This is a genomic window from Streptomyces africanus (genome assembly GCF_002150735.1).
GTDB classification, from domain to species: domain Bacteria; phylum Actinomycetota; class Actinomycetes; order Streptomycetales; family Streptomycetaceae; genus Streptomyces; species Streptomyces africanus.
In genome coordinates this window covers 1-22,940 of record NZ_MUKA01000170.1, presented here as the reverse complement: position 1 = coordinate 22,940, position 22,940 = coordinate 1, and the positions used below count along the sequence as shown (strand labels likewise).

General features: G+C 70.9%; 20 protein-coding genes and 1 pseudogene. 10 read left to right on the top strand and 11 right to left on the bottom strand.

Annotated elements, in window-relative coordinates; genetic code table 11:
• Positions 1-212 precede the first annotated feature (212 nt).
• Both CCL05_RS21180 and CCL05_RS21175 read right to left on the bottom strand, forming a co-directional pair.
• Complete coding sequence (locus CCL05_RS21180; RefSeq protein ID WP_086562063.1) at positions 213-725, bottom strand: DinB family protein; 513 nt, start codon at positions 723-725, stop codon at positions 213-215.
• Positions 726-770: 45 nt separating this feature from the next.
• Positions 771-1,361, bottom strand: coding sequence for a TetR/AcrR family transcriptional regulator (locus CCL05_RS21175; protein ID WP_086562062.1), 591 nt, complete (start codon positions 1,359-1,361; stop codon positions 771-773).
• A gap of 106 nt (positions 1,362-1,467) precedes the next feature.
• Here CCL05_RS21175 and CCL05_RS21170 point away from each other — a divergent pair, with 106 nt between their 5' ends.
• Positions 1,468-2,652: an FAD-dependent monooxygenase gene (locus CCL05_RS21170; RefSeq protein WP_086562061.1), complete on the top strand. Its 1,185-nt coding sequence runs from the start codon at positions 1,468-1,470 to the stop codon at positions 2,650-2,652.
• A 13-nt stretch (positions 2,653-2,665) separates the two neighbouring features.
• A complete protein-coding gene (locus tag CCL05_RS21165; RefSeq protein ID WP_086562060.1) occupies positions 2,666-3,571 on the top strand; it encodes a Gfo/Idh/MocA family protein in 906 nt (301 codons plus the stop codon).
• Here CCL05_RS21165 and lnt read toward each other — a convergent pair.
• Both lnt and CCL05_RS21155 read right to left on the bottom strand, forming a co-directional pair.
• Entirely contained in the window at positions 3,495-5,060 is a 1,566-nt protein-coding gene (gene lnt / locus CCL05_RS21160) for an apolipoprotein N-acyltransferase (protein WP_086562059.1), read from the bottom strand. The two genes, CCL05_RS21165 and lnt, sit on opposite strands and share 77 nt — an antisense overlap.
• Before the next feature lie 73 nt (positions 5,061-5,133).
• Positions 5,134-5,604, bottom strand: coding sequence for a nuclear transport factor 2 family protein (locus CCL05_RS21155; protein ID WP_086562058.1), 471 nt, complete (start codon positions 5,602-5,604; stop codon positions 5,134-5,136).
• Positions 5,605-5,696: 92 nt separating this feature from the next.
• Between CCL05_RS21155 and CCL05_RS21150 the strand changes: the two genes are divergently transcribed.
• The gene (locus CCL05_RS21150) at positions 5,697-6,299 is read left to right on the top strand and encodes a DUF4291 domain-containing protein (RefSeq protein WP_086562057.1); all 603 of its coding nucleotides are present in this window, start codon (positions 5,697-5,699) and stop codon (positions 6,297-6,299) included.
• Between the two features lie 20 nt (positions 6,300-6,319).
• On the opposite strand, the gene CCL05_RS21145 is transcribed toward CCL05_RS21150, so the two are convergent.
• The 3 genes from CCL05_RS21145 to CCL05_RS21135 all read right to left on the bottom strand — a co-directional run bounded on the left by CCL05_RS21145 (position 6,320) and on the right by CCL05_RS21135 (position 8,104).
• Complete coding sequence (locus CCL05_RS21145) at positions 6,320-6,499, bottom strand: hypothetical protein (RefSeq protein ID WP_086562056.1); 180 nt, start codon at positions 6,497-6,499, stop codon at positions 6,320-6,322.
• 97 nt (positions 6,500-6,596) lie between these two features.
• The gene (locus tag CCL05_RS21140; protein ID WP_086562055.1) at positions 6,597-7,472 is read right to left on the bottom strand and encodes an undecaprenyl-diphosphate phosphatase; all 876 of its coding nucleotides are present in this window, start codon (positions 7,470-7,472) and stop codon (positions 6,597-6,599) included.
• A 161-nt stretch (positions 7,473-7,633) separates the two neighbouring features.
• Positions 7,634-8,104: a winged helix-turn-helix transcriptional regulator gene (locus CCL05_RS21135; RefSeq protein ID WP_086562054.1), complete on the bottom strand. Its 471-nt coding sequence runs from the start codon at positions 8,102-8,104 to the stop codon at positions 7,634-7,636.
• A gap of 93 nt (positions 8,105-8,197) precedes the next feature.
• On the opposite strand from CCL05_RS21135, the gene CCL05_RS21130 reads away from it, so the two are divergent.
• Positions 8,198-9,367, top strand: coding sequence for a thiolase family protein (locus CCL05_RS21130; protein ID WP_086562053.1), 1,170 nt, complete (start codon positions 8,198-8,200; stop codon positions 9,365-9,367).
• A 22-nt stretch (positions 9,368-9,389) separates the two neighbouring features.
• On the opposite strand, the gene CCL05_RS21125 is transcribed toward CCL05_RS21130, so the two are convergent.
• A complete protein-coding gene (locus CCL05_RS21125) occupies positions 9,390-10,181 on the bottom strand; it encodes a TVP38/TMEM64 family protein (RefSeq protein ID WP_086562052.1) in 792 nt (263 codons plus the stop codon).
• A gap of 352 nt (positions 10,182-10,533) precedes the next feature.
• Here CCL05_RS21125 and tuf point away from each other — a divergent pair, with 352 nt between their 5' ends.
• The 5 genes from tuf to CCL05_RS21100 all read left to right on the top strand — a co-directional run bounded on the left by tuf (position 10,534) and on the right by CCL05_RS21100 (position 18,336).
• Complete coding sequence (gene tuf, locus CCL05_RS21120; protein WP_086562051.1) at positions 10,534-11,703, top strand: elongation factor Tu; 1,170 nt, start codon at positions 10,534-10,536, stop codon at positions 11,701-11,703.
• 191 nt (positions 11,704-11,894) lie between these two features.
• A complete protein-coding gene (locus tag CCL05_RS21115) occupies positions 11,895-13,112 on the top strand; it encodes a thiolase family protein (RefSeq protein ID WP_059420673.1) in 1,218 nt (405 codons plus the stop codon).
• Positions 13,109-15,238 (top strand): 3-hydroxyacyl-CoA dehydrogenase NAD-binding domain-containing protein, encoded by a 2,130-nt coding sequence (locus tag CCL05_RS21110; protein WP_086562050.1) that lies wholly within the window; start codon positions 13,109-13,111, stop codon positions 15,236-15,238. Before CCL05_RS21115 ends, CCL05_RS21110 begins: the two co-directional genes overlap by 4 nt.
• 162 nt (positions 15,239-15,400) lie before the next feature.
• Positions 15,401-16,852 (top strand): cellulose binding domain-containing protein, encoded by a 1,452-nt coding sequence (locus CCL05_RS21105; RefSeq protein WP_086562064.1) that lies wholly within the window; start codon positions 15,401-15,403, stop codon positions 16,850-16,852.
• A 59-nt stretch (positions 16,853-16,911) separates the two neighbouring features.
• Positions 16,912-18,336: a polysaccharide deacetylase family protein gene (locus CCL05_RS21100; protein ID WP_244204341.1), complete on the top strand. Its 1,425-nt coding sequence runs from the start codon at positions 16,912-16,914 to the stop codon at positions 18,334-18,336.
• Positions 18,337-18,406: 70 nt separating this feature from the next.
• Here CCL05_RS21100 and CCL05_RS21095 read toward each other — a convergent pair whose 3' ends face one another.
• The 3 genes from CCL05_RS21095 to CCL05_RS21085 form a co-directional block, all read right to left on the bottom strand.
• Positions 18,407-20,158, bottom strand: coding sequence for a glycosyltransferase (locus CCL05_RS21095; RefSeq protein ID WP_086562048.1), 1,752 nt, complete (start codon positions 20,156-20,158; stop codon positions 18,407-18,409).
• Complete coding sequence (locus tag CCL05_RS21090) at positions 20,155-21,426, bottom strand: nucleotide sugar dehydrogenase (RefSeq protein ID WP_086562047.1); 1,272 nt, start codon at positions 21,424-21,426, stop codon at positions 20,155-20,157. Before CCL05_RS21090 ends, CCL05_RS21095 begins: the two co-directional genes overlap by 4 nt.
• Before the next feature lie 209 nt (positions 21,427-21,635).
• On the bottom strand, positions 21,636-22,652 hold the full coding sequence (locus CCL05_RS21085) for a PLL family lectin (protein ID WP_086562046.1): 1,017 nt from the start codon (positions 22,650-22,652) through the stop codon (positions 21,636-21,638).
• Between the two features lie 82 nt (positions 22,653-22,734).
• Between CCL05_RS21085 and CCL05_RS21080 the strand changes: the two are divergent.
• A pseudogene (locus CCL05_RS21080) lies at positions 22,735-22,940 on the top strand (NTP pyrophosphohydrolase); the annotation flags it as partial.

The window sequence follows — 22,940 nt, the reverse complement described above, 5'->3', positions numbered from 1 at the left end:
GCGGCCCGGGAGCGAGGGGACGCTGGACCGTCACACAGCCGGAGAGGGCCGAAACCGCCACGGTCACCAGGAGCGTCGCTGTGGTCGTCGTTCGATGCACCCGCGTCACTCTGGTGCGTCCGGCCCGCGGCAGGGCAGCGGACGGGCGGAGGATGCCCCGCACGGGTGATCTCGCTCCCCGTACGGAGACACTCGGCCCGCCCTGGGTGACGTCAGTCGCCGGTCGAGCCGTCGATGCGCTCGCGGAGCAGGTCGGCGTGGCCGTTGTGCCGCGCGTACTCCTCGATCATGTGGGTGTAGAGCCACCGCAGGTTGAACCGCTCGCCGGTGCGGCGGTGCTTGCCCTCGGAGATGTCGTCCAGGCCGAAGCGGGCGGCATTGGTCCGGGCGATCTCGATCTCGGCCTGCCAGGCGGCGTAGGCCTCCGCGTAGGTGTCCGCCTCGGTCACGTGGAACTCGCCGTCCAGATCCTCGTCGGTGAAATAGAGGGGCGCCGCGTCCTCGTTCGTCAGCACCCGGCGGAACCAGCTCCGTTCCACGTCCGCCATGTGCCGCACCAGCCCCAGCAGGGACAGGTCGGAGGGCTCCACGGCGGGGGACCTGAGCTGCTCGTCGGTCAGACCCTCGCACTTCCACGCGAGGGTCTGCCGGTGGAACTCCAGCCAGCCCTCCAGCATGGTCCGTTCGTCGGCGGTCGTGGCGGGCATATGGCGTTCGGTCGTCATGTCCGCATCCTTTCCCAGCGCCCCCTTGCCGCACCACGGCTTTTTTCAGGCCCCGAGCATCCCGTCCAGCAGTTCCCGCAGCCCGGCCCGCACCTCCTCCAGGCCCGGCACCTCGGCACCGAAGGACCCCGCCACGCAACTGAACATGAGCCCGTCCGCCCAGGCGATCAGGGACAGCGTGTGCCGGGCCGGGTCCGTCGAGCCCATCCCGGTGACGAGGGCGGCCAGCTGCTCACGGAAGCGGGCGCCCGTCGCGTCGAAGTACGCCCGCAGCTCCGGGCGGCGCGTGGCCTCCAGGGCCAGTTCGTAGCGGGCGAGGGTGAGTTCGCGGTTACGGGTCAGGGCGCGGTGGGTGGCCAGGGCCAGCGCGTCCACCAGGGGGCCGGCCCCGGCCCGGGGGTCCGGCATCTCGTGCAGCGCCAGCACCCGCGCCTCGCGGTCGGCCAGGCGCCGCACCGCCAGTTCCAGCAGGGCCTGCCGGGTCCGGGCGAGGTTCGACGTGGAGCCCTGGGGGAGTCCGGCCGCCTCGTCGACCGCCCGGTGCGTGAGGCCCCGCATCCCGCGCTCGGCGAGCAGGGCGAGGGCGGTGTCGGCGACGAGGTCGGAGCGGGAGGGGCCGGTGGTACGTACGGACATGGAGCTCACGCTACCCGTCTCACTACAGCCGTAGTAAAGTCGACAGGGGACTACAGGTGTAGTCGCACGGCCGGTTCAGATCCGGCCGCCGGTCGGAGGAGGAGCCATGACACAGGCGAGGCGGGTTGTCGTGATCGGCGGCGGAATAGGAGGCCTGACCGCAGCGGCCGCACTGCACCGGAGTGGCCGGCAGGTCACCGTGCTGGAGCGCGCCCGCTCACTGCAGCCGGTCGGCGCCGCCATCTCCCTCGCTCCCAACTCCCTGCGCGCGCTGGACGTCATCGGCCTCGGTGACGAGATCCGCGACCTCGCCGCCTGGGCGGGGGACGGCGGGTTGCGCACGCCGTCCGGCCGGTGGCTCTCGCGCTCCTCCGCCGAAGCCGCCGCCGAGCGCTTCGGCGGCCCGCTCGTGCTGCTGCACCGCGCCACCCTCGTCGAGCGCCTGACCGCACTGCTCCCGCCCGACGCGGTCCGCACGGACGCCGCCGCGACTCTCGCCGACAGCGGCGACACCGGCCGGCCCGCCCGCGTCATCACCGCGGACGGCGAGCTGGAGGCCGACCTGGTGGTGGCCGCCGACGGCGTCCGGTCCGCCGTACGCCGCGCGCTCTTCCCCGGCCACCCGGGGCCCGTCTACTCCGGATTCACCACCTGGCGGGTCGTGATCCCCGTCCCCGGCGTCGAGTTCGCCTCGCACGAGACCTGGGGCAGGGGCCGCATCTGGGGCACGCACCCGCTCAAGGACGGCCGCGTCTACGCCTACGCCGCCGCCGTGACACCCGCCGGTGGACGCGCGCCCGACGACGAGAGGGCCGAGCTGCTGCGCCGCTTCGGCGACTGGCACGACCCGATCCCCGCCGTGCTCGACGCCGCCCGCCCCGAGGACGTACTGCGGCACGACGTCCACCACATCGCCGAATCCCTGCCCGACTACCACCACGGCAGGGTCGCCCTGGTCGGCGACGCCGCGCACGCCATGCCCCCGACCCTCGGCCAGGGCGGCAACCAGGCCATCGAGGACGCGGTCGTCCTCGCGCACCACTGCGACGACCTCCCGGCCTACACCGCCGCCCGGCTGCCCCGTACGACCGCCGTCGCACGCCAGGCCGTGAAGGTCGCCCGGCTCAACCTCATGACCAGCCGTGTCGGCACCGTCGTACGAGACACGGCCCTGGCCGCGCTGTCGAAGGCCGGGCCCGCGCTGTTCCTGCGTAGCTTCGACGGCATCGCCGACTGGCGGCCGCCGCAGCAGACGTATGCTTCCGAGCAGACCCCGGCCGGCGACCGTTAGAGGAGAGCACCCCGTGAAGGTCGGCTGCATCGGACTCGGCGACATCGCGCAGAAGGCCTACCTTCCGGTCCTCGCCTTCCAGCCCGGGGTGGAGCTGCACCTCCAGACGCGCACGCCCGCCACGCTCGACCGGGTCGCCGACGGCCTCCACATCCCGCCGGAGCGGCGGCACACGACTCTGGACTCCCTCCTCGCGGCAGGCCTCGACGCCGCCTTCGTGCACGCGCCCACGATCGTGCACCCGGAGATCGTGACCCGGCTGCTGGAAGCGGGCGTGCCGACGTACGTCGACAAGCCGCTGGCCTACGAACTCGACGCGTCCACGCGGCTGGTGGAGCTCGCCGAGGAGCGGGACACCAGCCTCGCCGTCGGCTTCAACCGGCGTCACGCCCCCGGTTACACGCAGTGCGCCGACCATCCGCGCGAGCTGATCCTGATGCAGAAGAACCGCATCGGGTTCCCGGAGGAGCCGCGCACGATGGTCCTCGACGACTTCATCCACGTCGTCGACACCCTGCGGTTCCTGGTGCCCGGAGAGGTCGACGACGTCACCGTGCGTGCCCGGGTCCAAGGCGGCCTGGTGCACCACCTCGTGCTCCAGCTCGCCGGGGACGGCTTCACCGCGCTCGGCGTGATGAACCGGCTCAGCGGTTCGGCCGAGGAGATCCTGGAGGTGTCCGGGCAGGACACCAAGCGGCAGGTGATCAATCTCGCCGAGGTCGTCGACCACAAGGGGCAGCCGACCGTGCGGCGGCGCGGCGACTGGGTGCCGGTGGCCCGGCAGCGCGGCATCGAGCAGGCGGTGCTGGCGTTCCTGGACGCCGTGCGGGCGGGCAGGGTGCTCAGCGCCAGGGACGCGCTGGAGACTCATGAACTGTGCGAACGGGTGGTACGCGCGGTTCAGGAGCGGATCGCCTGAGCCGCAGCGTCCGTACGCCCTCACCGGCGGCCCACGCGGCGAGGATCAGCATGGCCGCGTGCACGGTCCAGTCACCGAGGCGCACGTAGGGCGTGGTGCCGTGGGCGAGGGGCACGTCGTAGACCTGCGTGGCGGACGCGTCCGTGCCGAGCCACGAGCCGACGCGCTCCCCGCTCGGGCCGTAGACGGCGGAGACACCCGTCAGCGTCGCGTGCACCATGGGGCGGCCGGTCTCGGCGGCGCGCAGCGCGGCGAGCGAGGCGTGTTGCTCGGGCGCCCAGCTGTTCTGGAACGTGGACGTCGACGACTGGCCGATCAGCACGTCGGCGCCCTCCCGGGTGAGGTGGCGGGTCATGTCGGGGAAGGCCGTCTCGAAGCACACCATCGGGCCGGCGCGCAGGCTGTCCCCCACGTTCATCACGACCGGCTGGGAGCCGCGCATGCGGTCCTCGCCCGCCGCCTTGCCGACGGAGGTGGCCCAGCCGAGCAGGGAGCGGGCCGGGACGTACTCGCCGAAGGGGACGAGCCGCATCTTGTCGTAGCGCTCGCCGGTGAGACCGTCGGGCCCGATCAGGATGGAGCTCTTGTAGATGCCGGGCTTGTCGGAGCGCCGGGCGTCCACGTTGACCAGGATGTCGGCGCCCGTCGCGCGGGACAGGCCGGCGAGCCGCCGGGCGAGGTCGGGCCGGTCCCCGAGGTCGAAGCCGACGCTGCTCTCGCCCCAGACGATCAGGTCGACGTCCTGTCCGGCGAGGCGGCGGGTGAGCTGTTCCTCGCGGGCGAGCCGGTGGTTCGGGCCGTCGATGACGCCGGGCTGGACGACGGCGATCCTGACCTGGCCGTCGACATCGGGGCGGGGCGACAGGGACCAGGCGGCGGAGGTGGCGGCGGCCGTGGCGACGAGACCGGCCATGGCGGGCACGCGGGCCTGACGGACCGCGACGAGGACGGCGACCGCGACGTTCATGGCCACGATCAGGAAGCTGAGCAGCCACACCCCGCCGACCGAGGCCAGCCGCAGCGCCGGCTCGACCTGCCACTGACTGGAGCCGAGCATGCCCCAGGGGCCGCCGAGGCCCTGCCAGGAGCGGACCAGCTCGACGGCCAGCCAGCCGGACGGCAGGACGACGAGCGCGGACGCGATCCGCCGCCGCGAGGGAACGCCCGCCAGCAGCCGGTGCACCAGCCATCCCCACCCGGCCCACAGGGCGCCGAGCAGCGCGGCGAGGACGAACGTGAACACGTGCAGGAAGGGCAGCAGCCAGTGGTGCAGGGCCAGCATGAAGCCGAACCCGGCGCACCAGCCGTCGTACGCCGCGCGTTTCCCGGTCGGCGCCGTGCGCGTCAGCAGGATCCAGGGGACCAGGGCGACATAGGCCCACCACCACAAGGCCGGGGCGGGATAGGCGAGTACGGGAAGGGCGCCCGCGATCACAGCGGCGGCCGAGCGCCGCCACGGGGAGGCGAGCCAGTGGCCGAGCGTCTTCATAGGCGCCTCCTACCCCGCGGGTGCCTCCAGTGTGCGCCCTGCGGACGATCTAGGACAGAGGACGCCCGCCGGGTCAGTCGACCACAGGTGCCGTCCGCCGCTCGGGAAGGCGCCGCCACTTCTCCCGGACGACCACCTCGCTCAGCCGCCAGCCGTCGGCCGTGCGCCGCAGCGCGAAGGCGTACCGGCCGCCGCCCACGAAGTCGGGCGCGGGGCCTTCGGTGGCCATGGGGTTGATGTAGTCGGCCTGGACCTGGGCCGTGTCGCCGGTGTCCTGCTCCCAGACACCGAAGCGCACCCGCCGGTTGACGATCAGGTGCTGTCGCATCGGGAAGAGCCGCATGCTCTCGGCGAGCCATGCGGCGACCGCCGTGGCCTCCCCCTCGATGCCGCCGGCCGAGCGGTAGTCCGCCCGTCCCTGAGGGACGAACAGCCCCCGGTACCCCTCCCAGTCGCCGTCGTCGACCGCCACCGCGTAGTCGGTGATCACTCCGTCGACGGCCAGTCGGTCCCTCACGGTGGCGAGCTCCACGCGCTGCGTCATCGGCCAAGTGTTGGGCACCGGAGGTGCGCAGCCAAGGGGTGTGCGTGATATTCGGTGGCCGGGGAGGACCCCCGGGGCCCAGCCTGTCCTTCGTGAACGATCAGAACGAACCGAGATTCCGGATACGTGCCCGCCACACCGAGTCCACGATCACCGTCTACCAGGCCTACCGCCCGGAGATCGGCGGCCCCGCCGCCCGCCACGGCCGCTTCCCGTCGTCCTGGAAGCGCGACCGCATGACATGGATCAAGCCGTCGTTCCTGTGGATGATGTACCGCTGCGGCTGGGGCACCAAGGAGGGCCAGGAAACGGTCCTGGCGGTCGAGATCAGCAGCGAGGGCTTCCGGTGGGCCCTGCGCAACGCCTGCCTGTCCCATCACGTCCCCGCCGTGCACGGCGACCGGGCCGACTGGAAGCGGCAGTTGAGGCAGTCGCCGGCGCGGGTGCAGTGGGATCCGGAGCGCAATCTGCATCTCGAACCGCTGCCGCACCGTTCGCTCCAGCTGGGGCTCGCGGGGGAGGCGGCGGCGCGGTACGCCGACGAGTGGATCGTGGGCATCGAGGACGTCACGCCGCTCGCCACGGACGTTCATGCGCTGGTGCGGGCGGGGGAACTCGACTCGGCCGCCGGGCTGTTGCCCGAGGAGCGGCCGTACCCCGTCGAGGAGGAGGTGCTTGCGCGTCTGTGCGCCTAGGGGGTGCGGGACGGGACGGGTCAGGCCGCCTTGACGACGGCGCCGCGGATCGCGGCCGCCCACTCGACGACGAGCAGTTCGTACTCCGCGCGCTCCTCGGCCGACAGGGTGCCGCCCGTGCGCCGCCAGAGCGCACGGATCTCCTCGTTGACCTCGGCGGCGGACCGCACGGAACCAGGGGTCACGAAATCGGGGGACATGCGGACAAGCGTAGGGGCAGCCACTGACAGCCCGCTACCGGACGGCTACCCCAAGGCTATGCGGTTGGTCACGAGACGCGGGTCACAGCCCGCCGGGTCAGCCCGCCGACTCGGCCGCGTGCGGGCTCAGCGCACCCATGCTGACCAGGGCGATGATGAGGATGCCGAGCGCGATCCGGTACCAGACGAACGGCATGAAGCTCTTGGTCGAGATGAATTTCATGAACCACGCGATCACCGCGTAGCCGACCCCGAAGGCGATGACCGTCGCGAAGATCGTCGGCCCCCACGAGACATGGCCGCCCTCCGTCGCGTCCTTGAGCTCGAAGACGCCGGAGGCGAGCACCGCCGGGACCGCGAGCAGGAAGGAGTAGCGGGCCGCGGCCTCGCGCTTGTAGCCCATGAACAGGCCGCCGCTGATGGTGGCGCCGGAGCGGGAGACGCCCGGGACGAGCGCCATGGCCTGGCAGACGCCGTAGATCAGGCCGTCCCGTACGCCCAGGTCCTCCAGGGCCTTGCGCTGCTTGGGCGCGCGGTGCTTGCCGCCGCTCTCGTCCCGTGCCGCGAGCCGGTCGGCGACGCCCAGGACGATGCCCATGCCGATCAGCATCGTCGCGGTGATGCGCAGGTCCCGGAACGGACCCTCGATCTGGTCCTTCAGCGTCACGCCGAGCACACCGATCGGGATCGAGCCGACGATGACCAGCCAGCCCATCCGCGCGTCGGGGTCGCCGCGCAGCTCCTTGTTCGTGAGCGAGCGCGTCCACGCCGAGATGATCCGCCCGATGTCCTTGCGGAAGTAGATCAGCACGGCGGCCTCGGTGCCGATCTGGGTGATCGCCGTGAAGGCCGCGCCCGGGTCCTCCCAGCCCGAGAAGGCCGCCGTCAGACGCAGGTGCGCGCTGGAGGAGACGGGGAGGAACTCGGTCAGCCCCTGGACGAGTCCGAGGATGAGTGATTCGAACCAAGACATGAGGTAGCGGAGTCCAAGTGCCGATCGTGGAACGGACGACGGGCACACCGGGCCGCCGGGTGTGATGACCGGGGGATCATATGTGCCGAGGGGGAAGCGTAGCGCCCCTGGATGTCCGCTCCGACACAGGGGTTTGGCCGGTGCTGCGGGGCAGGCCGGGATCAGGCCGCCGTCGGTCCGGTCACCGTCCAGCCGGGCGCCTGGGGGTGGGCCCTGAGGTCCTCGTGGCGCACCTCGTCGCCGCAGGCCCGGCAGGTGACGACCGGGGTGAGCGCCCGGCCGCAGGAGTGTTCCACGACCATCGGACGGTCGCCGTCCGTCCGCAGGTGGCGGTCGCCCCAGGCCATGAGGGTCATCAGCACCGGCTCCAGTTCCAGCCCGGCCCGGGTCGGCCGGTACTCGAAGCGCTGCGGGCGCTCGCTGTAGAGGTGCTTGACCAGGATCCCGGCGTCGACGAGCCGGCGCAGCCGCGTGGCGAGGATGTCGCGCGGTGCGCCGACGTTGCGCACCAGCTGGTCGAAACGGCCGTTGCCGAGGCACACCTCCCGCAGCACGAGCAGCGAGTACTTCTCGCCGACGAGGGCCAGGGTGTCGGCGATGGAGCAGGGGCGCGGGTCTTTGCTGGCGGCCATGCGGCTCAGTCTAGGAGAGGGTTGGATTTTCCAACCCATCGGGCTACGGTGAGTTCGGATTTCCTACTCACTGGTAGCCGTGGAGGCCCGCACATGCGTGACGCAGTGATCGTCGAAGCCGTACGCACCCCGATCGGCAAGGGCAAGCCGAACGGCGCCCTGGCGCACGTCCACCCGGTGGAGCTCCTCGCCCACACCCTGCGCACCCTCGTCGAACGCTCCGGCGTCGACCCGGCGCTGATCGACGACGTCATCGGCGGCGCCGTCGACCAGGTCGGCGAGCAGGCCATGAACACCACCCGCTACGCCGCCCTGTCCGCGGGCTTCCCGGAGTCGGTGCCCGCGACCACGGTGGACCGCCAGTGCGGCTCCTCCCAGCAGGCCGTGCACTTCGCGGCCCAGGGCGTCCTCTCGGGCGCGTACGACCTCGTCGTGGCCTGCGGGGTCGAGTCGATGAGCCGGGTGCCGATGTGGTCGAACGTGCCCGCGGGCAAGGACCCCTTCGGCCCCGGGATCGCCGAGCGCTACCCCGAAGGGCTCGTCCCGCAGGGCATCAGCGCCGAACTCATCGCCGCCAAGTGGTCGATCGGCCGCGAGCAGATGGACGACTTCGCCGTCTCGTCGCACCACAAGGCCGCGGCTGCCTGGGACGGCGGGCTCTTCGACGCCGAGGTCGCGCCCCTGGAGGGTGTCACGCGCGACGAGTGCGTACGGCCCGGCAGCACCCCCGAGATCCTCGCCGGCCTCAAGCCCGCCTACTACGACCCCGGCTTCGCCGAGCGCTTCCCGCAGATCGAGTGGAACGTCACGGCGGGCAACGCCAGCCCGGTCAACGACGGAGCCTCGGCGGTGCTCATCACCTCCAGCGAGACGGCGGCCCGGCTCGGCCTGCGCCCGCTCGCCCGGCTGCACAGCTTCGCCGTCACCGGCTCCGACCCGCTGCTGATGCTCACCGGTGTCGTCCCGGCGACCGAGAAGGTACTGCGCAGGGCCTCGCTGAGCCTCGACGACATCGACCTGTTCGAAGTCAACGAGGCGTTCGCGGCCGTCGTCCTGGCCTGGCAGCAGGAGACCGGCGCCGACCTCGCCCGGGTCAACGTGCACGGCGGCGCGATCGCGCTCGGCCACCCGCTCGGCGCGAGCGGCACGCGGCTGACGACGACGCTGGTGCACGCGATGCGCGAACGGGGCGCCCGGTACGCGCTCCAGACCATGTGCGAGGCGGGCGGGCTCGCCAACGCCATGGTGCTGGAACGGGTGTGAGCCGGGCGAGCCTAACGGTTCGTCAGAGCTGGCGCAGGCGGTGCCGCTTGCGCCACGCCACCACCACGCCCGCCAGCGCGGGCAGGGCTATACAGGCCAGGGCGATCAGGAAGGCGGGGGACGTCGGGGCGGAGGCGCGGGCGCCGGCGACGGCGTAGGCGGCGGTGTTCGGGATCGAGCCGAGGCCCGTCGCCAGCAGGAACGGCAGCAGGCCCATGCGGGAGAACGAGGCGCAGTAGTTCGCGGCCCAGAACGGCACACCGGGGAAGAGCCGCACCACCAGCATCGAGCGGAAGCCGTGCCGGCTGAGCTGACCGTCCGCGGCCTTCAGCCAGCGCCCGCGCAGCAGCGGCCGCAGGGCGTCCTGGCCCAGCGCGCGGCCCAGGCAGAAGGCGATCCCGGCACCGAGCACGGTGCCCGCCAGCGCCACGCCGGTGCCCAGCTGCGAACCGAACAGCGCCCCCGCCGCGAGGTTCAGCAGCGGCCTCGGTACGAACGCCACCGTGCACACGCCGTATGCCACCGCGAACACCAGCGCCGCCATGGCGCCGCCGAGCTGTGGCGGCCAGCCCTGCGTCAGCAGCCGCTGCGGCTCGAACAGCAGCACTCCGCACGCGCCCGCGGCGAGCAGCGCGACGAGCAGGGACAGCCGCGACCACGGGGAGAGCAGAACTCTCGTGCAGCGAGCGGTGAAACCGGTGGACGGGACGGGCGAGGCGGTCGTTGCCGAGGGGACGGCGACGGCGAGCTCCGCGGTGCTGGCCCGGGGAGAGGCCGTGGCGGTGCCCCCAGAGCGGGTGGTGGCATCGAGCATCCGGTGACACTAACCGACAGATGTGTGTGATCGCCGTATGGTTCGTCTCACCAGCGTCACAGACAGCCGTCCGCATCCCCGCGCGGGACCGACGGAGCGGACGCCGAAAACCGTTCGACGTGCGGTGAAGCGTCGGCGATGATCTGACGCATGTTCCGGCACGCCTTCACTCTCGCAGCATCCGTGGTCACGGATGCCCCGAAGGCTGCCGTCGTGGTTGTCACGGCCGTTGCGGACGGCGCCCGAAGCTGACCCTCTCCGGTTCGTCCGGCGGACCCCGCAGGGGGAGGGTCGGGCAGGTCCTCGGGGTCCCACGTTCTTCTTCGCTGATCACACGCTTCGAGGTACAGCCATGTCCAAGACGGCCTACATCCGTACGAAACCGCACCTCAACATCGGCACGATGGGTCATGTCGACCACGGCAAGACCACGCTCACGGCCGCCATCACCAAGGTCCTCGCCGAGCGCGGCACCGGCACGTTCGTGCCGTTCGACCGGATCGACCGGGCGCCCGAGGAGGCGGCGCGCGGCATCACCATCAACATCGCGCACGTCGAGTACGAGACCGACACCCGGCACTACGCGCACGTCGACATGCCCGGCCATGCCGACTACGTCAAGAACATGGTCACCGGCGCCGCGCAGCTCGACGGGGCGATCCTCGTCGTCTCCGCGCTCGACGGGATCATGCCGCAGACCGCCGAACACGTACTGCTCGCCCGGCAGGTGGGCGTCGACCACATCGTGGTCGCCCTCAACAAGGCCGACGCGGGCGACGAGGAACTGACCGACCTGGTCGAGCTGGAGGTCCGCGACCTGCTCACGGCACACGGCTACGGAGGCGACTCCGTACCCGTCGTACGCGTCTCGGGACTCAAGGCGCTGGAGGGGGACCCGCGGTGGACGGCCTCGATCGAGGCGCTGCTCGACGCGGTGGACACGTACGTGCCGATGCCGGAGCGGTATCTGGACGCGCCGTTCCTGCTGTCCGTGGAGAACGTGCTGACCATCACCGGGCGGGGGACCGTGGTGACCGGTGCGGTGGAGCGGGGCACGGTGCGGGTCGGGGACAAGGTCGAGGTGCTCGGGGCTGCCGTCGAGACGGTGGTCACCGGGCTGGAGACCTTCGGCAAGCCGATGGAGGAGGCGCAGGCCGGGGACAACGTGGCGCTGCTGCTGCGGGGGGTTCCCCGGGACGCTGTCCGGCGGGGGCATGTGGTGGCCGCGCCGGGGAGTGTGAAGCCGCGGCGGCGTTTCTCGGCGCAGGTGTATGTCCTGTCGGCCCGGGAGGGCGGGCGGACGACGCCCGTCTCCTCCGGGTACCGGCCGCAGTTCTACATCCGGACCGCGGATGTGGTGGGGGTGGTCGTCCTCGGTGAGGTGGCGGTGGCTCGACCCGGTGACACGGTTGCCATGACCGTGGAGCTGGGGCGGGAGGTGCCGTTGGAGCCGGGGCTCGGGTTCGCCATGCGTGAGGGTGGGCGGACTGTGGGGGCCGGGACTGTGACTGTCGTCGGGTGATTGCCTCTTGCTGTGCGTGGGGGACTGCCGGCCGGATGTGGCTGGTCGCGCAGTTCCCCGCGCCCCTAAAGGCCGGGCGTTTTTTGTGTGACCTTCGCCGCTCGCCATGTCAGGACTGGGCAGCTACGTTACTCATAAGTAGCATGGGATGAGCAAGCGCTCAGCGTCCTGGACCCTGGAGGAGAGCCATCGTGCCTCGTACCGTCAGGGACGTCGTCTTCGTAGACGGCGTCCGCACCCCGTTCGGCAAGGCGGGCCCGAAGGGCATCTACCACGAGACCCGTGCCGACGACCTCGTCGTGAAGGCGATCCGGGAGCTGCTGCGCCGCAACCCCGGCCTCGACCCGAAGAAGATCGACGAGGTCGCCATCGCCGCGACCACCCAGATCGGTGACCAGGGCCTCACCATCGGCCGCACGGCCGGGATCCTCGCCGGCCTGCCGCAGTCCGTGCCGGGCTACTCCATCGACCGCATGTGCGCGGGCGCCCTGACGGCCGTGACCACGGTCGCCGGTTCCGTCGCCTTCGGTGCCTACGACGTCGCCATCGCCGGCGGTGTCGAGCACATGGGCCGCCACCCGATGGGCGAGGGCGTCGACCCGAACCCGCGGTTCGTCAGCGAGAAGCTGGTCGACGAGTCGGCCCTGTTCATGGGCATGACCGCGGAGAACCTGCACGACCGTTACCCGCAGATCACCAAGCTGCGCGCCGACGAGTACGCCGTGCGCTCCCAGGAGAAGGCCGCCAAGGCGTACGCCAACGGCAAGATCCAGGCCGACCTGGTGCCGGTGTCGGTCCGCCGGACCAACGCCGAGGCCGGTGAGACGGGCTGGGGCCTGGTCACCGCCGACGAGCCGATGCGCCCGGGCACGACCCTGGAGAACCTCCAGGGCCTCAAGACCCCGTTCCGTGTCCACGGCCGGGTCACCGCCGGCAACGCGGCCGGTCTGAACGACGGCGCCACCGCCTCGGTCATCGCCTCCGAGGAGTTCGCGCGGGAGAACGACCTCCCCGTGAAGATGCGCCTGGTCGCCTACTCGTTCGCGGGCGTCGAGCCGGAGGTCATGGGCTACGGCCCGATCCCGGCGACGGAGAAGGCGCTGGCCCAGGCCGGCCTGTCGATCTCCGACATCGGCCTGTTCGAGATCAACGAGGCCTTCGCCGTCCAGGTCCTGGCCTTCCTCGACCACTACGGCATCGCCGACGACGACGAGCGCGTCAACCAGTACGGCGGCGCCATCGCCTTCGGCCACCCGCTGGCCTCCTCCGGTGTCCGTCTGATGACGCAGCTGGCCCGCCAGTTCGAGGAGCAGCCGCACGTCCGCTACGGCCTGACGACCATGTGCGTCGGCTTCGGCATGGGCGCGACGGTCATCTGGGAGAACCCGCACTTCGAGGGGGACAAGTGAGCACCACCGCCGAGCTTCTGAAGCAGGCCTCCGACCTGTTCCCGGACGAGGTCGTCACGCAGGCGCACGTACGCCACTTCGACCTCCCCGCGGGTGCCGGGCGCTTCGCCCTGATCACCCTGGACAACGGCCTGGACCACACCAAGCCGACCACCTTCGGCCCGGCCTCGCTGGCGAACCTGAACGCCGCGATCGACCAGGTCGAGAAGGAGGCGGCCGACAGCGAGATCGTCGGCGTCGGCATCACCGGCAAGCCGTTCATCTTCGCGGTCGGCGCCGACCTCAAGGGCGTGGAGATCCTCAAGGAGTACGAGCACGCGCTCGCCATCGGCAAGGGCGGCCACGAGGTCTTCAAGCGGCTGTCCAAGCTGGCCGTGCCGACCTTCGCGTACTACAACGGCGCGGCGATGGGCGGCGGTGTCGAGGTCGGTCTGCACTGCACCTACCGGACCGTCTCCGCGGCCCTCCCGGCGTTCTCGCTGCCCGAGGTGTTCCTCGGCCTGGTCCCGGGCTGGGGCGGCTGCACGCTGCTGCCGAACCTGATCGGCGCCGACAAGGCCGTCTCGGTGATCATCGAGAACAGCCTCAACCAGAACAAGCAGCTCAAGGGCAAGCAGGTCTACGAGCTCGGGATCGCCGACGCGCTCTTCGAGGGCGCGGACTTCCTGGAGCAGTCGCTGATCTGGACCGCGTCCGTCCTCACGGGCGAGATCGAGGTCGAGCGCCCGGTGATCGACCGCGGCGAGGGCTGGGACCAGGCCGTCGCCAAGGGCCGTTTCATCGCGGACTCCAAGGTGCACGGCGCGGCCCCGGCCGCCTACCGCGCCCTGGACATCATCGCCGCCGCCAAGAACGGCGACCTCCAGCAGGGCTACGACGCCGAGGACAAGGCGCTCGCCGACCTGATCATGGGCGGTGAACTGCGCTCCGGCATCTACGCCTTCAACCTGGTGCAGAAGCGCGGCAAGCGCCCGGCCGGTGCCCCGGACAAGAGCCTGGCCCGCCCGGTCACCAAGGTCGGCGTCGTGGGCGCCGGTCTGATGGCCAGCCAGCTCGCGCTGCTGTTCCTGCGCCGCCTGGAGGTGCCGGTCGTGCTGACCGACATCGACCAGGAGCGCGTCGACAAGGGTGTGGGCTACGTCCACGCCGAGATCGACAAGCTGCTCGGCAAGGGCCGGATCAACCAGGACAAGGCCAACCGCCTCAAGGCGCTGGTGACCGGCGTCCTGGACAAGGCCGAGGGCTTCGCGGACGCGGACTTCGTCATCGAGGCCGTGTTCGAGGAGATGGGCGTCAAGCAGAAGGTGTTCGCGGAGGTCGAGGCGGTCGCCCCGGCGCACGCGATCCTGGCCACCAACACCTCCTCGCTGTCGGTGTCGGAGATGGCTTCGAAGCTGAAGCACCCGGAGCGGGTCGTCGGCTTCCACTTCTTCAACCCGGTCGCCGTGCTGCCGCTGCTGGAGATCGTCCGCGGTGAGCAGACCGACGAGGCCTCCCTGGCCACGGCGTTCGGCGTCGCCAAGAAGCTGAAGAAGACCGCGGTGCTGGTGAAGGACGCCCCGGCGTTCGTCGTGAACCGCATCCTGACCCGCTTCATGGGCGAGATCCAGAACATCATCGACGAGGGCACCCCCGTCGAGGTCGCCGAGAAGGGCGTCGAGCCGCTGGGTCTGCCGATGTCGCCGCTGGTCCTGCTGGAGCTGGTCGGCCCGGCGATCGGCCTGCACGTCTCCGAGACGCTCAACCGGGCGTTCCCGGACCGCTTCACGGTCTCCCCGAACCTCAAGGCGGTCGTCGAGGCGGGCAAGCGCGGCTTCTACGTCTACGACAGCGGCAAGCCCGAGCTGGACCCGGAGGTCGCCGCGCTGCTGAAGCAGGGCGACAGCGTCCTGACGGAGGAGCAGGTGCGGGAGCGCGTGCTCGACGCGGTGGCGCAGGAGATCGGGCTCATGCTCGACGAGGGCGTCGTCGCCGAGGCGCAGGACATCGACCTGTGCCTGATCACGGGCGCCGGCTGGCCGTTCCACCTGGGCGGCATCACGCCGTACCTGGACCGCGAGGGCGTCTCCGAGCGGGTCAACGGCAAGAGGTTCCTGGCGCAGGGCGTGGCGAGCGTCCCCGCGTAACGCGTAACCCCTGAGGGGGGCGGGGCGACCGGTAACGATCCGGACGCCCCGCCCCCCTTCCGTATGCCGCCACAGATAGGATCCTCACACAATCCGACCATTGTTTACCGTGCCCTGACGGTCTCCACCGGAGGCCACCGGGTGTCCTCGAAGGAGTCGTTCGTGGCGTCCTCCCGCCGCCGCCCACCCGGACGCCGGGTCTGGCCCAGGATCAGGCTCCTGCTCCTCGTGGCGGTGGTCGCCGCCGGCGGCACGGCGCTGTACCCCGTGTGGAAGGCGGCCCATCCGGACCCGCCCGAGCTCAAGGTCCGCTACCGGACCGACACTCCGGCCACGGCCGCGGCGGCCAAGCCGTCGTTCGAGGTCTTCAACGAGACCGAGAAGGCAGTGCCGTTGAGCGAGGTGACGCTCCGGTACTGGTTCACCGCCGACGGGGCCCCGGGACCCTCGTCGTACGCCTTCAACTGTGTCAACGCCGCCTTCGGCTGCTCGAACGTCGCCGGCCGGGTCGTCGCGATGGACCAGGCCACCGACGGCGCCGACCACTACCTGGAGCTCAGGTTCACGGCCGGCGCGGGCAGCCTGAAGCCCGGTGCCAACAGCAAGGGCATCGACGTCCAGCTCTTCCGCACCGACCACAAGAAGCTGAAGCAGTCCGACGACCGCTCCTTTGACGCCGGGATGAGGTCCTACAAGGAGGCGGAGAAGGTCACCGCGTACAAGCGGGGCGTCCTGGCCTGGGGCGAGGAGCCGGACGGCACCGAGGCGAGCGACGAGAAGAAGGCCGCGGCGAGGGGTGCCGCGCCCGACCCGCTGCCGGCTCCCCCGGCCGGGGTGCTGTTCGACGACTTCGCGTACCAGGGCGCCAAGGACCCGGCCCTCTTCAAGCACGGCTGGCTGGTCCGCACCAGCAAGGGCGGCCCCGGCATCGAGAGCACCTGGTCGGCGGACGGCGTCACCTTCCCCACCGCCGAGGGCGCCCACGCAGACGGCCAGGTGCTCAACCTGCGCGCCAGCACGGACGGCACCGAGGCCGGGACGAAGCAGGCGAGCCTCGGCACGGCCGCGAGCAAGTTCCGCGACGGCACCTACGCGGCCCGGATCCACTTCAGCGACGAGCCCGCCACCGGAGACTCCGGCGACCACGTCAACCAGACCTTCTACACCATCGGCGGCACGGGCTCGAAGTACAGCGAGCTGGACAACGAGTACATGCCGAACGGCGGCTGGGGCCGTCCCGGTCCCAAGCTCGACACCGTGACCTGGTTCGACCACAAGACGAACGACCGGGTCTACGAGACCACGAACAAGAGCCTCGACACCTGGCACACCGTGCTGATCAGGGTGAAGGACGGTGTCGTCGCCTACTGGCTCGACGGCAAGAAGGTCTTCCTCAGCGACGGGAAGTACGCCCCGCGCGCGGACATGTCCGTGAACTTCAACCACTGGTTCATCGATCTGCCCTTCAAGGGCGACCGCGCCTGGGACATGAAGGTGGACTGGCTCTACTACAACACGAACGAAACCCTGTCGGTGAAGGAAGTCCAGTCCGCGGTCGAGGGCTTCACCGGCAAGGGAATGAACTACTTCGACACGGTTCGGGAGTCCCGGTGAGGAAAAGGCGGTCCGGCGCCCACAGGCACGCTGCTGAGGCGACGGAGGACAAGCCGGTGGTGAGCAGGCGCTCCGCGCTGCTGATGGGCGGTACAGGAGGCGTCGCCATGGCCGGCGGCGGCGCGTGGCTGGGCAAGGTGGTGGCGCAGCCCGCCGCCGCCCCGGCCGCCGAGGGAGCCATCGGAGGCCTCGCCACGCCTCCCCTCTACGCCCCCTCCGGCCGCCGCCCCAAGTACCGCAGGGCGAGCTGGTCCCAGCAGTTCCAGGCCTCCCACGGCTGGACGCCCGGCGGCGCCGGCACCGCGTCGGCCGAGGCGAACGACACATCCGTCTTCGTGCGCGGCACCCAGTCGGTCCGGGTGACCACGAACGGCAGCGGCAAGCAGTCCTACGTCCGCAAGACCGGCATGCCCGCGGTGAGCCTGACCGGCAAGATGATCCGGCTCGTCTTCCGCGTCGACGACGTGACGAACCTGGCCAAGCTCGTCTTCTACCTGGGCAGCGGCTCCTTCGCGAACCACTTCGCCTGGACGTTCCACGCCCACTCCAAGACGTCGGCCAACTACGTCCAGTCGGGCGAGTGGGTGACGGTCCATCTCCAGTGGGCCGACGTCAACGCGGCGGCCGGCACGTACTCCATCGGCGCCGACGGCAAGCCGTCCACGAAGACCGGCTTCACCGACATGTCGTTCGCCGTGTACGACGACGCGGGCGGCCCGGTGACGTACCGGCTCCAGGCCGTGGAACTGATACCGGACACGGTCTCGGTCTTCCCCAAGGGCGTCGTCTCCGTCACCTTCGACGACTCCCACAAGTCGATCCACGACCTGGCGCGCCCGGTCATGGACCGCTACGGCTTCCCCGGCACGGTCTACAACATCGCCGACGCCATCGGCACGGGCAGTTTCCTGACGCTGAACCAGATGCGCTCGATGCAGGACTTCTCCGGCTGGGAGATGGCCGGCCACTCGTACGCGAACGCCGTCCACACGGCGAGCTATCCCAAGCTCACCGCCGAGGAGGCCGACGCCGACTTCCGGAAGCTGCGCGAGTGGCTGGTGTCCAACGGCTTCACCAGCGAGCACTTCGCCTATCCGCACGGCGCGTTCCAGAAGACGACCGACGGTGTCCCGGTCGACCAGATCGCGAGCCGGCACTTCACCACGGCCCGGTCGATCATCTCCGAGACGATCGAGTCGTTCGCGCCGGCGATGCCGTACCGCCTCAAGGCGCTGACCGGCATCAACGACGGTACGGGCATCGGCGGTACGGCGCTGTCGAGGCTGACGGGCGCGGGCGGCCGGCTCGACCGGTGCGTGAACAGCGGTGACTGGCTGATCCTCTGTCTGCACAAGGTCACCGAGGGCGCCCCGACGACGAGCACCGAGATCGGCAAGGCGGGCCTGGAGACGCTGATGAAGGCGATCGACGACCGGGACATCCCGGTGCTGACGGTCGAGGAGGCGATGGCCTCGTACACCTGAGGCCCGGAACACGTGAGAGAGGGGCGGCCCCCCGGCCGCCCCTCTCTCATGCCTGTCCGCCCGAGGCGGCCTACCAGCCGCCCTGGCCGTGTCCCTGACCCTGCTGCCAGGAGGGGTCCTGGTACGGGTACGCGCCCTGCTGGGGGTCGTGGCCCTGGTTCGGGTACTGCTGCCGGTACGGGGCGGGGTAGCCGTCGTACCCGCCCTGCCACTGCTGCTGACCGGCCGGTTCCGGCGTCCCCCAGCTCACGCGCTGCTGGGGGGCGGCCGCGTGCTGCTCCTCGTCGTAGCCGGGGATCGGCTGCGGCTGGGCGGGGATACCGCCGGCGGGACGGGGCCGGGTGCGCAGGGCCACGCCCTCCAGACGCATCAGCTGGAGCGTCTCGGTGACCTTCTTGTCGGAGTACGGGTCCTCTTCCTCGAAGATCTCCGTCACATCGGACTCGTGGTCACCGGCCACGGACACCTCGACACCGCCCTGGCGGGTGCCCCAGCTGCCCTTGTGGAGGGTGAACAGGGCGTAGAAGCGCAGCGGGGTCAGCAGGGTCAGCTGGATCACGCCGTAGATCGGCGCGAGCAGGAACATGCCGAACCGCTTGACGAAGCCCATGCCGCGGCGCGGGAAGTCGAGGTAGCGCACATTGCGCAGGTAGCCCATCAGGACCATGAAGACCAGGTAGTCGCCGATGTGGTGGACGAACTGCTGGGGCTTCATGATGGGCAGGATGACCATCGAGTAGAACATCGCCGAGCCGAAGACCAGCCACAGCGCGAGTTCCATGCAGGTCAGCCAGAAGGCGGGCCGGTACTTCTTCTGGTGCCGGAAGGCCCACAGCGACTCGCGGAAGAAGGACTTGTTCCAGCGCACCTGCTGGCGCAGGAAGTGCGGCAGCTTCTCCGGGACGGCGGTGTAGCCGACGGCCGTCTCCTGGAAGACGACCTGGCCTTCCATCAGGCAGTAGTTGGTCATCCGGCGGTCGTCACCGAAGACGGCCGGCTTGCCCAGGAACTGCTGGTTGAGGAAGTCCGGCAGGTACTTGCGCACCAGCGTGCCGCGGTACGCCGACAGCGCGCCGCAGCAGCACAGGACCGACTTCAGCCGCGAGTAGGCGGCCCGTTCGAAGAGGAACGAGTTGCCGTAGCGCAGGTCCTGGAGGCGGGTGAAGATGTTGCTGTCGTGGTTGAGCGCCAGCACCATGCCCGTGGAGGCCATGATCTTCTCGTCGGCCAGCGGCAGCAGCAGTTCGCGCACGGTGTCCCGGGACAGGACGGTGTCCGAGTCGACGCAGAGGAAGATGTCCGAGTAGGGCGCGGCCTCGAAGCCCAGCGCCAGCGCCTCGCGCTTGCCCTTGTTCTCCGGCTGCACGCTCACGGTGTACTTGACGCCCTTGGCCTCGAACTCGCGGCGCATCTTCTTCGCCGCCCGGATGCCGGAGTCGTCGGCGCTGGCGTCGTCGATGATGTGGATCTCGTTCGGCAGGCGGCTCTGCGCGAGGAGGCTGCGCATGCCCTGCTCGAACATCACCGGGTCCTCGTTATAGATCGGGATGACCGCGGTGACCCAGGCGTTCTCCAGGTACTCCAGCTCCTCCCGCCCGGCCTTGGCCGGACGGTAGAAGAGGGCGCCGAACATCTTCAGGGCCAGCAGGCCCATGGCACCCATCGAGTACAGGTGCAGGGAGCCGGCGTCGAGCCGGGTGGCGATGAGCGCGGCCAGGCCCAGGAAGACGAAGTACGAGACCTTCAGATGCCGTCGCTTGCGGTGCGCGCGACGGCCACCGGAGTCGACGGCCCCGGGTATGTACGTGTCTTCGGTTGTCACAGCTTGACCACCCGCGGGTGATCGGAGGACCTGCCCCGGGTGTCGAAGAGCGCCCGGGCCCGGTCGGCGAGCACGTCCAGGTCGATCTCGCGGTGCGGCTGGAGCAGGATGGTGAGGTCGGCGGTCTCGGCGGCGGCGAGATAGTCCTCGGCACGCTCGACGGGCGCACCACCGACGCGCCAGTCCGCCACCCGCGGGTCGAAGTAGACCAGTTCGGCACCGCGCGCGAGGAGGTTCTCCGCGACGGCCAGCGCCGGGCTCTCGCGCTGGTCGGAGATGTCCGGCTTGTAGGTCACGCCGAGCAGCAGCACCCGGGACCCGCGCACGGCCTTGCCCTGGTCGTTCAGCAGATCGGCGGCGCGGTTGACGACATGCACGGGCATCCGCTGGTTGATCTCCTGCGCCAGCTCCACGAACCTGAACGGGATGCCCAGCGAACGCACCTTGTACGACAGGTAGTTGGGGTCGATCGGAATGCAGTGCCCGCCGACGCCGGGGCCGGGGTGGAAGGGCGCGAACCCGAACGGCTTCGTGGACGCGCAGCGGATGGCGTCCCACAGGTCGACACCGATCTCACGGCAGAACATCGACATCTCGTTGACGAGCGCGATGTTGACGTGCCGGTAGGTGTTCTCCAGCAGCTTGGCCATCTCGGCCTCGCGCGTGCCCTTGGCCTCGACGACCCGGTTCACGAACCGCTCGTAGAAGGCGCGGGCGGCCTTGGTGCAGTCGGCCGTGATGCCGCCGACGACCTTGGGCGTGTTCTCCAGCCCGAAGGAGGCGTTGCCCGGGTCGATGCGCTCCGGGGAGAAGGCGAGGTGGAAGTCGGCACCGACGCGCAGCCCGCCGGCCTCCAGCCGGGGCCTGACGACCTCGTCGGTGGTGCCCGGGTACGTCGTCGACTCCAGCACGACGAGCGTGCCGGCCCGCAGATGGGCGGCGATGTCGTCCACGGCCGCGTGCACGGCGCCGAGGTCCGGGGCACCGTGGTCGGTGAGCGGCGTCGGCACGCACACCACCACCGCGGCGGCATCGGCGATGACCCCGGCGCGGTCGGTGGCCTCGAAGCCCCGCTCCAGCATGCCGCGCACATCGGAGTCGGTGATGTCGTCCACGTGCGAACGGCCGGCGTTCAGCCCGTCGACCACCCGTGGGCTGCGGTCGAGGCCGACCACCTTCAGGCCCGCGGCAGCCGCGGACCTGGCCAGCGGCAGCCCCACGTAACCGAGTCCGACCACCACAAGATCCACCGTGGAGGATCTGCTCACGACATCATTCCCCAACCCCGTTGCCACGGCCCCGGCCAGACGCAGCGGCAACCGGCCCCCCAGCACATCGAACAGTGCGAGGAGGCTAACAAAACCTTCACTTTCTGACCACGTTCACCAGAGGTGCATCTCGTCACGCGCACATCCGTACAACCCTTGACACGCTCCGTGTGTCTGGGGCGACAGAAGGCTCGAGAACGAACGGGGTGTCAGATCTCCCGCCAGGCCTCCAGCGCCAGCCCCGGCTCGTCCTTGCGGCGGGTGAGCAGCAGCTTCCCGGCCGACGGGGAGAGGGAGGCCGCGACGACCTCGTCCTGCTCGTCGAGCGCGAGCGACACGGTGGCGTCGGCGGGCAGTTGAGGGCCGGACTCGGTCCACCAGGCCCCGGCGGACTCCTGTTCGGTCGGATAGGCGGCGAAGGCCACCCGGCCGCTCGACGACCGCTGGGCGAGCACGGTGCAGTCGTACCCCTCGATCTCACAGCGCACGGCGGACACGGGCCCCGGCCCGGCGGAGGCGATGAGGGTCACCGGCTTCTCCCCCGGGCGCCAGGCGCACAGGTCGCCGGAGGTGTCCGTGAAGAAGAGGGTGGTGTGCTCGGCGGACGTGGCGATCGCGCGCAGGGTCCCCGGACGAGCGGGCACGTCCACCCCCTCCCCCCGCACCGGGGTCCGGCCGGGCTCCTCCTGCCGCCAGTGCAGAATCCCGCCGGCCGCACACGCGTACACCTCGACCAGACCCGACTGCCCCGTGACGGCGGCCAACTCCCCCTCCACGTCGTGCCCCTCCAGGTCCTGCCAGGCCCCCCAGCCGCCCTTCTCCTTCTGGTTGCGCAGGCTCACCCCGCCGCCCTTGTTCCGGACGAAGACATGGCAGCGCCCCTGCGCGTCGACGGCGACGGCCGGCTCGCCCGTCCGGTCGCCCTTCTTGTCGGGGTGCCCGATCGGGACCCAGTCCAGGGGCGCGAGCCGGGGCCGGAAGTGGGTGGAGTGCACCAGGCCCGACTCGCCCGGCACGGTGGGCCGCCAGGCGGCCAGATGGGCGTAGCCGTCGGCGCCCTGGCCGACCGCGACGCCCGGGTGCAGCTTCTGGGTGCCGCCGACGGTTCGGGGGGCCTCCCAGGAGCCGGCGGGGCCGCGTTCCGCACGGCACAGGACGGCGTCGCCGGAGGGCAGGTAGACGGTGAGGCGGCCGTCGCGGCCGCGGATGAGCCAGTCGCCGTTCACTTGTTCACCTTACGCGGGCGGGCCATGTCGACGTCCCGCCCGCCCCCTGCCTGGCCGAGATCCGCCGTGCGACCCTGACCACATGAACAGCAATGCTCCCCTGCTTGTCGTCGTGGACGCCGCGAATGTCGTCGGGTCGGTGCCGGACGGGTGGTGGCGGGACCGGAAGGGGGCGGCGGAGCGGTTGCGGGACCGGTTGGCGTCGGACGGGGTTCCCGGGGTGGACGGGCCGGTGGACGTCGTGCTCGTGGTGGAGGGGGCGGCGCGCGGGGTGGAGTCCGTGGCGGG